This window comes from Hankyongella ginsenosidimutans, assembly GCF_005144965.1.
GTDB lineage: Bacteria > Pseudomonadota > Alphaproteobacteria > Sphingomonadales > Sphingomonadaceae > Hankyongella > Hankyongella ginsenosidimutans.
The window spans coordinates 2,719,630-2,731,887 of the sequence record NZ_CP039704.1; the positions used below are offsets into that span (position 1 = coordinate 2,719,630).

Below are 12,258 nucleotides of genomic sequence, written 5' to 3' on the forward strand. Positions count from 1 at the left end.
ACCTGCTCCCTGAAATGTGACCGTTTTTGGTAGAGTCCGACGCCAAGGAGTCGGACGATATGAAGCAAAGCAGGTTCAACGAAGAGCAGATCATAGCGATCTTGAAGGAGCAGGAGGGCGGCATGCCGACGGCGGAGGTTTGCCGCCGCCACGGGATCAGCTCGGCGACGTTCTACAAGTGGAAGTCGAAGTTCGGCGGGCTGGAGGTGTCCGAGGCCCGGCGGTTGCGAACGCTCGAGGAGGAGAACTCCCGCCTGAAGAAGCTTCTGGCCGAGGCGATGCTCGACAACGCGGTGCTGAAGGATCTGGCATCAAAAATGGTAACGCCCGGCGCCAAGCGGGAAGCCGTCGCCCATGCCCGGGAGCATCACGGGGTGAGCGAGCGTCGGGCGTGTGCATTGGTTGGTGTGAGCCGCAGGGTGATCCGTTACGAGCCGACACGGCCGGATGATGGCGCGCTGCGGCAGCGGTTGCGCGATCTGGCGGCGGAGCGTCGCCGGTTCGGCTATCGCCGCCTGGGCTACCTGCTGGCGCGGGAGGGCATCACGCCCAACCACAAGAAGCTGCTGCGCATCTACCGCGAGGAAGGGCTGCGCGTGCGCCGTCGTGGCGGGCGCAAGCGCGCTCTGGGCACACGCAGGCCAATGGTATTGCCCGATGGTCCGAACCAGCGCTGGTCGCTCGACTTCGTCTCGGACAGCCTGATCTGCGGTCGACGCTTCCGCATCCTGTGCGTGGTCGATGATTACACGCGGGAGTGCTTGGCGCTGGTGGCCGATACGTCGCTGTCGGGGCACGGGTGGCCCGGGAACTGACCGGCCTGATGGGCATGCGCGGCAAGCCGCACACGGTGGTCAGTGACAATGGCACCGAACTGACCTCGTCGGCGATCCTGCGCTGGTCGCAGGAGCGGCGGGTCGAGTGGCACTACATCGCGCCCGGCAAGCCGATGCAGAACGGCTTCGTGGAAAGCTTCAATGGCCGCCTGCGGGACGAATGCCTCAACGAGACCCTGTTCACCTCGCTGGCCCATGCCCGGTTCGTGCTGGCCGCCTGGCGGCACGATTACAACACGGTCAGGCCGCACTCGAAACTGGGCGGGAAGACCCCCGCCGAGATCGCCGGCCAACGTGTCTGGGGCATGCCCCAGACACGTTGCCATCCCATCAAACAACCATCATGAAGGAGCCAGACTCTATCTCTGACTGGTAACAATCAGGGGAGCAGGTCAGTCAGGACCAAGGTTCTTCGGCGTCCACAGCAAGCGCACCAGGGTCATCGGCGATGCGTAGCGCGGCGGCCGCTCAGCGCAATGCCGAGATCCGCTGTGCCATCTATACCCGCAAGTCGACCGAGGAGGGGCTGGACCAGGCGTTCAACAGCCTCGATGCCCAGCGCGAGGCGTGCCGGGCCTATGTGTTGAGCCAGGCCGGCGAAGGCTGGGTGGCAAGTGACGAACTCTATGACGATGGCGGCATCTCTGGCGGGACGATGGAGCGGCCGGCGCTGCAGCGTCTGCTGGCCGAGGTCAGGGCCGGGCGTATCCAGGTCATCGTCGTCTACAAGGTGGACCGGCTGACCCGCAGCCTCGCCGACTTTGCCAAGATCGTCGAGACCCTCGATGCGGCGAGCGCCAGCTTCGTCTCGGTCACCCAGGCGTTCAACACGACCACCAGTATGGGACGCCTGACCCTCAACGTGCTGCTGTCGTTCGCCCAGTTCGAGCGCGAGGTCACTGGCGAGCGCATCCGCGACAAGATAGCCGCTTCCAAACGCAAGGGTCTGTGGATGGGTGGCCCGGTGCCGCTCGGCTATGACGTCAAGGATCGCAAGCTGGTGCCCAACGCCGCCGAGGCGGAACAGGTGATCCACATCTGCAGGACCTATCTCGAGGTCGGCTCGGTGCGCGAACTCGCGGACCGGCTTGCGGACCAGGGCCTTCGCACCAAGGTTCAAGTCCGCGCCAGCGGGCCGCATCGCGGCGGTTGCGTCTTCCGGCGCGGCGGGCTGTTTCACCTGCTGCAGAACCGCATCTACCGGGGCTATATCGTCCACCGGGGCGAGGCCTATCCCGGCGACCATGAGGCCATCGTACCGGAAGCGCTGTGGGACGCCGTGCAAGCCAAGCTGGCAGCCAACGGCCCCGGGCAACTGCCGCGCGGCGGACGGCGATCCGAGGCGCTGCTGACTGGGATATTGCGTGACGCGCAAGGCCGGCGGATGACGCCGAGCCAGTCCAACAAGCCCGGGCGGCGCTACCGTTATTATGTGACGCTGCCGAGTGAGCAGGCCGGCAGCGACGAGGTCGCCTGGCGTGTGTCGGCACACGATATTGAGGCCATAGCCATTGCCCGACTTGTCGAGGTGCTGCGCGATGGCCCGGCATTGCAGGACTGGGCCGCCGATGCATCGGACGGGATCATCCGCCTCGACCGGTTACTGGCGGGCCATCGCCGCAGCGGGGCATCTCGGCGGTAGCGATGCAACTGTCCGGCGCCAGCTGTTCCGGACGCTGGTCCAGGAGGTCGTGCTCGGGAGGCCACGCTCCTGCTGACGCTGCGGCTGGATCGCTTGATTGAGCCGGATAACCGGACTGATGCGCAACGTCCCGCGCTGGTGGTCTCGGCGCCGTGGCGCGCGTTCGGAAAGGCCATGACATCCGCCTGATCGTGCCTGCCGCCGCGCAGGGTCTCACCCCGCCGGCCGGTCGCTACGAACCGCTGGTCCGATTGCTGGCGGAGGCACTTGCGACCCGCGAGCAGCTGACAGGGTCAGGAACCCGGTCGGTCGAACAGTTCGCAACAGAGGCCGGCGCTTGCCGCAAGCGCGTCGCGCAGTTGATCCGGATCAGCTATCTCTCACCCACATTGGTCAAGCTTGCACTCGCAGGCGAGCAGCCAGCGGCGATGACGCGGCGGGCGCTGTTGGATACGGAATTGCCAATGGCCTGGGCCGATCAGCATCGCCTGTTCGGGCTGGGGAACACAGCCAGCCGATAGGCCGGCAAACCAACTGAGGTCGGAATTTCAGCGCCCGAGACGCAGGCCGTGTTGGGCCTGATATCGCTGTCTCGGCCGCGAGTCTCCCGCCTCAGTGCAGCACGCCGCCAGCCGCAAAGCACCGGAAATACCGGGAAAATCCCGCCCTGTCCCACTGGGTTCCGGACCGTTCCGGTCACTCGGACTGTCTGGTGCGGTCGAGAAGACTCGAACTTCCACGGGTTGCCCCACAGCGACCTCAACGCTGCGCGTCTACCAATTCCGCCACGACCGCACTGTCGCGCGACTTCAGAACCGGGGCGTCTAGCAGAGCACTCGCCCGCCATCAACCGCCTTCTGCGGCCCGCGCAGAATTTCCCGCATGCGCTGGCCGCAGCAACTTTACCCGTTCAGGCGCTGGACAAGCGATGGTATCGAACACATATTGACGACATAAATTAATTTCGTTGCGCAGCGGCGCGCCAGAATGCCGCGACAACCCCGAACATTACAAAATTCAGCAATTTTTCCGAGGAGTGCCCCATGGTGGAGCTCAAGCTCAATGGACAGACACGTTCCATCGATGTGCCGGCGGACATGCCGCTGCTGTGGGTCCTGCGCGACGAACTGGGCCTGACCGGCACCAAATTCGGCTGCGGCCTGGCCCAGTGCGGCGCCTGTACGGTCCATGTCGATGGCGTCGCCACCCGCTCCTGCGTGACGGCAGTCGGCGATATCGCCGGCAGTTCGGTAACCACCATCGAAGGTGCAAAGGACAAGGTGGCACAGGCGGTCATGGATGCCTGGGTCAAGCTGGACGTCGCGCAATGCGGCTATTGCCAGCCCGGCCAGGTGATGTCCGCGATCGCGCTGCTCAAGGACAATCCGGCACCAAGCGACGCCGACATCGACGGCGCCATGGCCGGCAACATCTGCCGCTGCGCCACCTATCATCGCATTCGCGCCGGCATCAAGCAGGCCGCCTCGACTCTGGGAGCATAACCCATGCCGCACCCCATGTTCGCGCATCAAGCGCCCGAAGCGACACCGGCAGCACCTGAGCCGGTCGCAACCTCCCTCGCCGCACCGGACCGCCGCGGCTTCATCAAGCTCGCAGGTGTCGGCCTGACGCTGGCGCTTGTGCCCGCTGCCTGCAGCAAGGCCAGCGAGGCCGGCGCGCGCACCGGCACGCTCGCCCAGCCGTTCCTGCGCATCGAGCCGGACGGCGCGGTGGTCGTGCTCTCCAAGCATCTGGAAATGGGCCAGGGCGTCTGGACCGGGCTTGCGACCCTGGTCGCCGAGGAGCTGGACGCCGACTGGAGCAAGGTGCGCGTCGAGTCGTCGCCGTCCGAGGTTCCCGCCTACGGCAACCTCGATTGGGGCGGCAAGGTGCAGGGCACCGGCGGCTCTTCGTCCATCCACAACAGCTATGAACAGTATCGCAAGGCTGGTGCCACCGCCCGCGCCATGCTGGCAGCCGCTGCGGCCAAGCAGTGGAACGTCCCGGTGGCCGAGATCGCCATCGCCAATGGCGTGATCAGCCATGCGTCCGGCAAGTCGGCTGGGTTCGGGGACCTTGCCGCCGCCGCCGCCGATCAGCCCGTGCCGCAGACCGTCGGTCTGAAGGACGCTGCGAAGTTCACGCTTATCGGTGCATCGTCGGCCCCCGCGTCGACTCCGCCGACAAGGTACATGGCCGCCAGACTTTCGGCATGGACGTGAAACTGGATGGCATGCTGATCGCCGTCATCGCCCGCACGCCGCGCTTTGGCGGTACGGTCAAGGCGTTCGACGCCAGCAAGGCGAAGGCCATGCCCGGCGTGGTCGATGTGGTGCAGGTGCCGTCCGGCGTGGCCGTGCTGGCGAAGAACACCTGGGCCGCGCGTCAGGGCCGGGATGCGCTGGCCGTCACCTGGGACGACAGCAAAGTGGAGAAGCGCAGCAGCGCCCAGTTCGAGGCGGACTACAAGGCGCTGGCCGCCAAGGGCGGCGGACGCAGCGTCACCGCCAAAGGCGATGCGGGCAAAGCCCTGGCCGGCGCCACCAAGGTCATCGAAGCGGACTACGTCTTCCCCTTCCTTGCCCACGCGCCGATGGAACCGATGACCTGCGCCGGTCGCCTGGTCGACGGCAAGTGCGAGATGTGGGCCGGGTTCCAGATCCCCACGGTCGACCAGGGGCGGCCGCCGCAGCGCTCGGCCTGCCGCCGGAGAACATCACCCTGCACGTGCTCGCGGCGGGGGCAGCTTCGGCCGTCGTGCGACGCCGACCGGCGACTTCACCGGCGAACTGGCAAGCATCCTGAAAGCCACAGGGGCAAGTATCCGGTCAAGCTGGTCTGGACCCGCGAGGACGACATCCAGGGCGGCTATTACCGGCCGTTCAACGTCCACCGGATCAGGGCCGGCCTCGATGCATCCGGCAAGATCGTCGGCTGGGACCAGAGCTTCGTCGGCCAGAGCATTCTTGCCGGCACGCCGTTCGGGGCACCCGACGGCTCCGACCCCGCCGCCTACGAAGGCCACGCCGGCGAGCAGTATGACATCCCCAATGCCGCCGTGCGCTGGATCAAGGCGGAAAGCCCAGTCTCCGTGCTCTGGTGGCGTTCCGTCGGGCATACCCACAGCGCCTATTCCAAAGAAGTGATGATGGACGAACTTGCCGCCGCCGGCAAGGACCCGCTCGAATTCCGGCTGGCGCACCTTGGCAAACACCCGCGCCACGCCGCCGTGTTGAAGCTGGCGGCGGAAAAGCCGGCTGGGGCACGCCGCTGCCGGCGGGCAAGGCGCGCGGCATTGCGGTGCACGAAAGCTTCGGCAGCTTCGTCGCCCAGGTGGCGGAAGTCAGCATGAAGGACGGTACGATCACCGTCGACCGGGTGGTGTGCGCGGTCGACTGCGGTCTGGCGGTCAACCCCGATCATGTGCGCGCGCAGATGGAGGGCGGCATCGGTTTCGGGCTCGGGACCGCGCTCGGCAGCGCGATCACGCTCACCGACGGCAAGCCGGATCAGGCGAATTTCGACACCTATTCCGTGCTGCGCATCGATCGCATGCCCAAGACGGTCGAGGTGCATATCCTGAACAGCGGCAACCCGCCGAGCGGCGTCGGCGAACCCGGGGTACCGCCGATCGCGCCTGCGGTCGCCAACGCCGTGGCGAAACTGACCGGCAAGCCGCCGCGCCGTCTGCCGCTTGAAGCATAATCGGGGTTAAGGGTCATTTTGGGAAAACCGCGCGTGGTGCGCTTGGACAGAACCACGCGCCGCCCGACCCTTTGTCCAGCTCAGGGCAAGCGGCAGGATTTCATCCTGCCATGATCGGAGATTGCAGACGGCGGCAGGGGCGGCTATCGAGCTGTAAATGCTCACATGCACCCCCGCCGCCCAGCTCCTGATCGATCTTGATGCACTTGCCGCCAACTGGCGCGCGCTGCGGGCCCTGTCCGGCGGTGCGCCGGCCGGGGCGGCCGTGAAGGCGGGTGCCTACGGTCTTGGCCTGGCGCCGGTGAGCCTGCGTCTGGCCCGCGAGGGCTGCACCGATTTCTTCGTCGCGACCCTGCAGGAGGGCGAACAGTTGCGCCGCATCCTGCCGGATGCGACCGTGCACGTGCTGCACGGCTTCACCGCCGCGGACATGCCGACCCTGCTGAACGCCCGGCTGACCCCGGTGATCGATACGCCCGAACAGGCAGAACTGTGGCGGCAGGTGGCGGCACCGTGCAGCCTGATGATCGACACCGGCATGAACCGGCTGGGGCTGCGCCCGGAGCAGATCGCCGCGCTCGACCTTGCCGATCTCGACATCGATCTGGCGATGAGCCACCTCGCCTGCGCGGACGAGCCGGACCATGCCATGAACGCGCGCCAGCGGACGCGCTTCCTTGACCTTGCCGCCAAGGTCCAGGCCCGCCGGCGCTCACTGGCGAATTCGGCCGGTGCCTGCCTTGGGCCGGACTATGCCTTCGACCTCACCCGGCCGGGCCTTGGCCTCTACGGCGGGCTGCCCAGCCCGCTTGCAGCAGGGCGCATCGCGCCGGTCGTGCGGGCCCAGGCCCCGGTGCTGCAGGTGAAGACGATCGCAGCCGGGGAGACCGTCGGCTATGGCGCGACCTGGCAGGCCGAACGCGAAACCCGTATCGCAACGCTCGGTATCGGTTATGCGGACGGCTACCCCGCCGGCTTTCCGGCAAGGACGCATGGGTTGAGCTGAACGGCCAGCGCTGCCCGCTGGTCGGGCGGGTCTCCATGGACCTGATCTGCGCCGACGCCGGCGCGGCGGACCCCGGCGTCGGTGCGCTTGCAACCGTGATCGGTGGCGCAGCCCCGTCGCTCGAGGACATCGCCGCCCGCACCGGACTTGCCGCCTACGAAGTGCTGACAGGGCTGGGCGATCGCTTCAACCGCCGTTATAGCGGCGCGACATGACCTCTCTGCTCGCGTTCCTGGCCCTCGTCGGCCGCTTCGCCCTTGGTGGCCTTGCCGTAATCGGCAACGTCAGCCGGTTCGCCACCTCCAGCCTCGCGCACCTGGTGCGCCCGCCCTTCTATTTCGGCCGCATGCTCGAGCAGATGCTGATCATCGGCTATTTCTCGCTGCCGGTCGTCGGCCTCACCGCCCTGTTCACCGGTGCGGCGCTCGCCCAGCAGATCTTTGTGGGATCGAGCCGTTTCAATGCGGAAAGCGCCGTGGCCGCCGTCACCGTGATCGCCATCGTGCGCGAACTTGGCCCGGTGCTCGGCGGCCTGATGGTGGCGGGCCGGGTTTCCTCCGCAATGGCGGCGGAACTGGGCACCATGCGGGTCACCGAACAGATCGACGCCATGGTCACGCTCTCGACGGACCCGCTGAAATATCTGGTCGCGCCGCGCCTGCTGGCCGCCGTCATCGTGCTGCCGCTGCTGACCATTGTCGCCAACATCATCGGGGTGTTCGGCGGCTACCTGATCGCGACCGAGCGGCTGGGCTTCAACCCGGCCGCCTATCTGCGGGTCACCTCACAGTATCTGGAGTGGGAAGACGTCCACTCCTCGCTCATCAAGGCGGCGGTGTTCGGCTTCATCATCGCGCTCATGGGCTGCTATCATGGCTACCACTCCAAAGGCGGCGCGCAGGGTGTCGGGCGCGCGACGACCAATGCGGTGGTGTCAGCGTTCATCCTGATCCTGCTCGCCAACCTCATCATCACCGTGATCGTGTTCGCATGACGACGCCGAAGCTCGAACTCATCGGCCTCACCAAGGCGTTCGGCACCAAGCAGGTGCTGCGCGGGGTCAATCTGCGGGTCGAGGCGGGGCAATCGCTGGTGATCATCGGCGGCTCGGGGACCGGCAAGTCCGTGATGATCAAGTGCATTCTCGGTCTGCTGCGGCCGGATGCGGGCGACGTGCGCGTCGACGGGCAGTCGGTGCTGGGGCTCACGGGCAAGGCGCGGCAGCAGTTCCTGATGCGCATCGGCATGCTGTTTCAGGGCGCAGCGCTGTTCGACTCGCTGCCGATCTGGCGCAACGTCGCCTTCGGGCTGATCCAGGGCCGCGGCATGGCGGCGCGCACGGCGCGGCGGCTCGCCATCGAAACCCTCGAGCGCGTCGGCCTGGGGGCGGACGTTGCCGATCTCTTCCCTCCGAACTGTCGGGCGGCATGCAGAAGCGGGTCGGGCTGGCGCGTGCGATCGCTGCCAAGCCGGAGATCGTCTTCTTCGATGAGCCGACGACCGGCCTCGACCCGATCATGGCCGATGTCATCAACGCGCTGATCGTCGAGCGGGTGCGCGACTTGGGCGCGACCACCCTGTCGATCACCCATGACATGGGCAGCGTGCGCAAGATCGCGGACCGTGTCGCCATGCTGCACCAGGGCGAAATCGTCTGGGATGGCCCGCGCGCGCAGATCGACGCCAGCGGCAACGCCTACGTCGACCAGTTCGTTCATGGCAAGGCCGAGGGGCCGATCAGCACCCTCACCGGCCGGCGCTGAACGGGCGCAAGCAGCCAGCGTTTACCCTGTGGCGGGGCACCGCGTTTCTTCAGGTCGGCGATCAACGCGTCGAAGCCCTTGTCGCGCGCAAACGCTGCAAATTCCGCGCGCTTGCCCAGCGCGTTGGAGACGCCTTCGGTCGCCACGTCGACGATGCGAAACTGGCCGTCCGCACCCTTGCGCACGCGCCATTCCAGCGTCGCAGGCGCGCCGCTGGTGCGCTTGACTTCCGTGCGCACGAACACCTCGCTCGCGCCCACTGTGCGGATGCTCACCTGGCGCTGCGTCTTGCCGACGAGCTTGCCGAACTGATCAAGATAGAGCGCGGTCACGTAGTTCGGGAACACGCTCTTGTAGGCCGCCTGCTGGTCCGGCGTCGCCTTGGTGTAGGCATCGCCGCCGAGGAAGCGGGCCAGAAAATCGAGTGCGTAGGTCTTGTCCAGCAACGCGCGGAACTGCGTGAACCGCGCGCTGGCGCTCAAGCCCTTGTCGGTGATGATTTCACTCGCCCTGGCATTGAAGTCGCTTACCGCGCTCGCGGCGGCAGCCTGCAGCGCATCGGTCTGCGCGTAAGCCGCAGGTGCTGACAGCAGGGCGGCGACACTGAGCAAAGTAGCATTTCGCAGCATCAGGAAACTCCTGTCTTGAGGTGGCGATAGCGGAGCGCCAGCAGGTTCGGGATGATGGTCATGGTGGTGATGACGGCGAACGCCACCCCGATCGCCAGCAGAATGCCCATGCTCGCAATCCCCTGTGATCCGAAAGCGAGAGGGTGCCAAAGGAATCCATGGTGGTGAGCGCGCTGAACAGGATCGAACGCGCCGTCGTCCGGTCCGGGCCTTTGCCGATCGAGCCGGGCTCGCTGCCGGCGACCGTGAGATAGATGCCGGCGTCGACGCTGAGGCCGATCAACAGCGGCAGCACGATCACATTGGCGTAATTGTAGGGCAGATCGAGGAGAACACCGGCCGCAGACGTCAGGATTGCCGCAAACACCAGCGGCGTCACCACGATCAGCGCCAGGCTGAACTTGCGTGTCGTGATCCAGACTACGCCGATCGCCAGCACAAACGCCAGGCTGGTCGCCTGGATCATGGAGCCAGCCACATAGCCGCCTGCCTCCAGCACGGAGCGCGCCGGGCCGCTGGCGGTCGGTGCAACCGACTGCACGGCCTCGACGAAGGCGCGCCGCGCTGGCACGCTGTCAATGTTGCCCGCCGGCTGGATTTCCAGACGCAGACGGCCGTCGGTCGCGATAAAGCGGTCCTTGATCCATTGCGGTGTGCTCTGAACCGTCAGGACTTCCGGCGAGAGCTGGCCGCGCAATTCCGTGACCAGCGGCGGCAGATAGGCGAACAGGTCGCGCTCCACGGCACTGACGAGCGCCGGATCGCGCGCGGCGCGCACCTGCAGCTGCTGGATCGCCGCGGACAGCCGGTCAAGTTCCGGATTGCGCGGCAGGTTCAGGAGTTGCGAGCGCGCCGCCGCCACCCGCTGCAAGGGGCAAGCGTCAGCGGCTTGTCCGGCTTCGGCGCCAGCACCCTCCAGCCCGCCAGCGGCGAACGCGATCAGGCCAAGCCGGTCCTCCTGATCGTCGGGCACGAAACTGAGGGTCGAGACGACGCGCCCGACCTGCGGCAGCGCCTTCAGCTTCCCGGTCAGTGCCTGCGCCTCGGCGGCGTCCTTCACGACCACGCTCAGCCGGTACGGCCCGCCATCGTCGCCATCGTACAGCCAGGCAAAGGTCTTAACGGAAGCGGTATCCGGGTCGCGCAGGCCCATGGGATCGGCGTTGAACCGGACGTGCGGCAGCAGCGGCAGCGCAAGTGCTGTCACCCCCACCACCACCCACAACTGCCAGGGTCGCCGCTTCCAGTGGCCATGGAGCGATGCGGCAGACACGAAGTGGGAATGCCCACCAGCCCGGCGGACCAGACGCAGGGCGGCGGGCAGGATGGTCAGGTTGCAGGCCAGCGCGATCAGCACGCCTGCGCCGGAAATCACGCCGAGCTGGGCAATGCCGATGAAATTGGTCGGCACGAAAGCCAGAAAACCGATGGATGCCGTGCCGGCCGCGACCAGCAGCGTCGGCCCGAGGTGGCGCGCGGTCGCAGAGAGGGCTGCGTCCAGCGCCTTGCCCTCGCTCTCCTCTTTCTGGACGTGCAGGCAGTAGTGCAGCGCAAAGTCGATGCCGAGGCCGAACATCAGCACAGTGAAGGCGACCGAGACAAGATTGAGTGACTCGACTGCAAGTGCGGCAAAACCGGACGTCAGGGCGATGCCGATGCTGAGCGACAGCATCGCCGCCGCCGCCATCCAGCCGCTGCGCAAGGCGAACCCCAGGACAACGGCCAGCAGGACGAACGACAATCCAAACGACAGGACCATGCCGTCGGTTACGCTTTTCAGTTCCTCCTCGCGCAGTGCCGGATCGCCGGTCACGCCAACCTGCACGCCGCGAAACTCGGCACGCCCCTTCAGTTGGCCGATCGCGTCGCGGATCGAGGTCAGCGCAGCCCGCGCCGGGTGCAGCGCATGAAAATCCTGGACGGCCTCGATCGTCAGCACCCGCTGGGCGAACGGCGCAGGCTGCGTGTCGAGCAGCGATTGCCACGACATCGGTCGCGGATTTCCTGCAGGCGCGCGTCGATTGTCTCGGTCACGGCGTCGGTCGCATGCTTCAACTGCGCGGTATCGATCTGCCCGCCAGCGCTGGAGGAGAGATCCTGCGCCTTGGCCAAGGCCCCGACGATCGACGGCAGGGACGCCTCGGTGGTCACGCTCTCGAGCAGCGTGGATGCAGAACTCAGCGTATCGAGCCGCTTGGCCGCCTTCTCGCTCGACATGAGCAGAAAGGCGTTGCGGCGCAGATAAGGGTCGGTCGCCGGCGAGATCACACCGGCGATCGCGTGTTTTCCAGCCGCAACCGCTGCTCGAGCTCGCGGGCATAGGCATCGGCCAGCTCCGGCGTCGGCGCGCGCACGACGACCGCAATCGCCTTGCTCAGCTTCGGGAACGCCGCCTCCATCGCCCGGTCGGCGACGTTGAAGTCAAGCGACTGGTTCAGCATCTTGCGGGTGTCGGTGTTCACCCCAGGTGGGTCGCAGCGTAGGCCCCGCCAAGCGCGGCGAGCAGGACGCCGACAAGAATGGTGAGCCAGGGGCGCGCGGTCGCGATGGCCGTCCAACGCAGCAGGAAGCGCGCAGCGGCGGAAGGGTGATCTTTCATGGCGTGCAAGGAGGTAGCGCTCTGTCGCTGAACCGGAAGTGAACTGGCGATCTATCGCCGAGCGGTCTCACCAGTGCA

14 protein-coding genes, 1 tRNA gene and 2 pseudogenes are annotated in these 12,258 nt (G+C 66.7%); 11 read left to right on the forward strand and 6 right to left on the reverse strand.

The genetic code is table 11. The annotated features are described in order from the left end of the window. Positions 1-59: 59 nt before the first annotated feature. The 3 genes and pseudogenes from E6W36_RS16120 to E6W36_RS16130 form a co-directional block, all read left to right on the forward strand. Positions 60-1,202 (forward strand): annotated as a pseudogene (locus E6W36_RS16120) (IS3 family transposase); the annotation flags it as partial. A gap of 82 nt (positions 1,203-1,284) precedes the next feature. Next, entirely contained in the window at positions 1,285-2,478 is a 1,194-nt protein-coding gene (locus E6W36_RS16125; protein WP_222873262.1) for a recombinase family protein, read from the forward strand. A 152-nt stretch (positions 2,479-2,630) separates the two neighbouring features. Then, complete coding sequence (locus E6W36_RS16130) at positions 2,631-2,999, forward strand: hypothetical protein (RefSeq protein WP_222873263.1); 369 nt, start codon at positions 2,631-2,633, stop codon at positions 2,997-2,999. A 189-nt stretch (positions 3,000-3,188) separates the two neighbouring features. On the opposite strand, the gene E6W36_RS16135 is transcribed toward E6W36_RS16130, so the two are convergent. Next, positions 3,189-3,273: transfer RNA gene (locus E6W36_RS16135), tRNA-Leu, on the reverse strand. 248 nt (positions 3,274-3,521) lie between these two features. Here E6W36_RS16135 and E6W36_RS16140 point away from each other — a divergent pair. The 8 genes and pseudogenes from E6W36_RS16140 to E6W36_RS22440 all read left to right on the forward strand — a co-directional run bounded on the left by E6W36_RS16140 (position 3,522) and on the right by E6W36_RS22440 (position 8,952). Then, entirely contained in the window at positions 3,522-3,980 is a 459-nt protein-coding gene (locus E6W36_RS16140) for a (2Fe-2S)-binding protein (RefSeq protein ID WP_222873264.1), read from the forward strand. 3 nt (positions 3,981-3,983) lie between these two features. Then, positions 3,984-4,700 (forward strand): molybdopterin cofactor-binding domain-containing protein, encoded by a 717-nt coding sequence (locus E6W36_RS19780; RefSeq protein WP_246047834.1) that lies wholly within the window; start codon positions 3,984-3,986, stop codon positions 4,698-4,700. Continuing rightward, the gene (locus tag E6W36_RS19785; RefSeq protein WP_246047836.1) at positions 4,691-5,830 is read left to right on the forward strand and encodes a xanthine dehydrogenase family protein molybdopterin-binding subunit; all 1,140 of its coding nucleotides are present in this window, start codon (positions 4,691-4,693) and stop codon (positions 5,828-5,830) included. Before E6W36_RS19780 ends, E6W36_RS19785 begins: the two co-directional genes overlap by 10 nt. Continuing rightward, complete coding sequence (locus E6W36_RS19790; RefSeq protein ID WP_246047838.1) at positions 5,779-6,183, forward strand: molybdopterin cofactor-binding domain-containing protein; 405 nt, start codon at positions 5,779-5,781, stop codon at positions 6,181-6,183. The genes E6W36_RS19785 and E6W36_RS19790 overlap by 52 nt, the downstream gene beginning before the upstream one ends. Positions 6,184-6,340: 157 nt before the next feature. Beyond that, positions 6,341-7,404: pseudogene (gene alr, locus E6W36_RS16150) on the forward strand (alanine racemase). Continuing rightward, entirely contained in the window at positions 7,401-8,183 is a 783-nt protein-coding gene (locus E6W36_RS16155; protein WP_222873265.1) for an MlaE family ABC transporter permease, read from the forward strand. The pseudogene alr and the gene E6W36_RS16155 overlap by 4 nt, the downstream one beginning before the upstream one ends. Then, on the forward strand, positions 8,180-8,731 hold the full coding sequence (locus tag E6W36_RS16160) for an ABC transporter ATP-binding protein (RefSeq protein WP_342776703.1): 552 nt from the start codon (positions 8,180-8,182) through the stop codon (positions 8,729-8,731). Before E6W36_RS16155 ends, E6W36_RS16160 begins: the two co-directional genes overlap by 4 nt. Then, positions 8,617-8,952 carry an ATP-binding cassette domain-containing protein gene (locus tag E6W36_RS22440; RefSeq protein ID WP_342776704.1) on the forward strand — a complete coding sequence of 112 codons (336 nt, stop codon included), beginning with the start codon at positions 8,617-8,619 and terminating at the stop codon, positions 8,950-8,952. The genes E6W36_RS16160 and E6W36_RS22440 overlap by 115 nt, the downstream gene beginning before the upstream one ends. On the opposite strand, the gene E6W36_RS16165 is transcribed toward E6W36_RS22440, so the two are convergent. The 5 genes from E6W36_RS16165 to E6W36_RS16185 are packed head-to-tail and all read right to left on the reverse strand — an operon-like array spanning position 8,904 to position 12,180. Beyond that, positions 8,904-9,581, reverse strand: coding sequence for an MlaC/ttg2D family ABC transporter substrate-binding protein (locus E6W36_RS16165; protein WP_222873266.1), 678 nt, complete (start codon positions 9,579-9,581; stop codon positions 8,904-8,906). The genes E6W36_RS22440 and E6W36_RS16165 overlap by 49 nt on opposite strands. 58 nt (positions 9,582-9,639) lie before the next feature. Further along, entirely contained in the window at positions 9,640-11,571 is a 1,932-nt protein-coding gene (locus tag E6W36_RS16170; RefSeq protein WP_222873267.1) for an MMPL family transporter, read from the reverse strand. Then, positions 11,514-11,849: a hypothetical protein gene (locus E6W36_RS16175; RefSeq protein ID WP_222873268.1), complete on the reverse strand. Its 336-nt coding sequence runs from the start codon at positions 11,847-11,849 to the stop codon at positions 11,514-11,516. The genes E6W36_RS16170 and E6W36_RS16175 overlap by 58 nt, the downstream gene beginning before the upstream one ends. Then, complete coding sequence (locus tag E6W36_RS16180; protein WP_222873269.1) at positions 11,846-12,043, reverse strand: hypothetical protein; 198 nt, start codon at positions 12,041-12,043, stop codon at positions 11,846-11,848. Before E6W36_RS16180 ends, E6W36_RS16175 begins: the two co-directional genes overlap by 4 nt. Continuing rightward, positions 12,040-12,180, reverse strand: a complete 141-nt coding sequence (locus E6W36_RS16185; protein WP_222873270.1) for a hypothetical protein — start codon at positions 12,178-12,180, stop codon at positions 12,040-12,042. The genes E6W36_RS16180 and E6W36_RS16185 overlap by 4 nt, the downstream gene beginning before the upstream one ends. Positions 12,181-12,258 lie beyond the last annotated feature (78 nt).

Excerpts from the sequence above, each read along its gene's own strand:
- E6W36_RS16125 (WP_222873262.1), top strand. The coding sequence starts at position 1,285 with ATGCGTAGCGCGGCGGCCGCTCAGCGCAATGCCGAGATCCGCTGTGCC.
- E6W36_RS16140 (WP_222873264.1), top strand. The coding sequence starts at position 3,522 with ATGGTGGAGCTCAAGCTCAATGGACAGACACGTTCCATCGATGTGCCG.
- E6W36_RS19780 (WP_246047834.1), top strand. The coding sequence starts at position 3,984 with ATGCCGCACCCCATGTTCGCGCATCAAGCGCCCGAAGCGACACCGGCA.
- E6W36_RS19785 (WP_246047836.1), top strand. The coding sequence starts at position 4,691 with ATGGACGTGAAACTGGATGGCATGCTGATCGCCGTCATCGCCCGCACG.
- E6W36_RS16155 (WP_222873265.1), top strand. The coding sequence starts at position 7,401 with ATGACCTCTCTGCTCGCGTTCCTGGCCCTCGTCGGCCGCTTCGCCCTT.
- E6W36_RS16160 (WP_342776703.1), top strand. The coding sequence starts at position 8,180 with ATGACGACGCCGAAGCTCGAACTCATCGGCCTCACCAAGGCGTTCGGC.
- E6W36_RS22440 (WP_342776704.1), top strand. The coding sequence starts at position 8,617 with ATGCAGAAGCGGGTCGGGCTGGCGCGTGCGATCGCTGCCAAGCCGGAG.
- E6W36_RS16165 (WP_222873266.1), bottom strand. The coding sequence starts at position 9,581 with ATGCTGCGAAATGCTACTTTGCTCAGTGTCGCCGCCCTGCTGTCAGCA.
- E6W36_RS16170 (WP_222873267.1), bottom strand. The coding sequence starts at position 11,571 with ATGTCGTGGCAATCGCTGCTCGACACGCAGCCTGCGCCGTTCGCCCAG.
- E6W36_RS16185 (WP_222873270.1), bottom strand. The coding sequence starts at position 12,180 with ATGAAAGATCACCCTTCCGCCGCTGCGCGCTTCCTGCTGCGTTGGACG.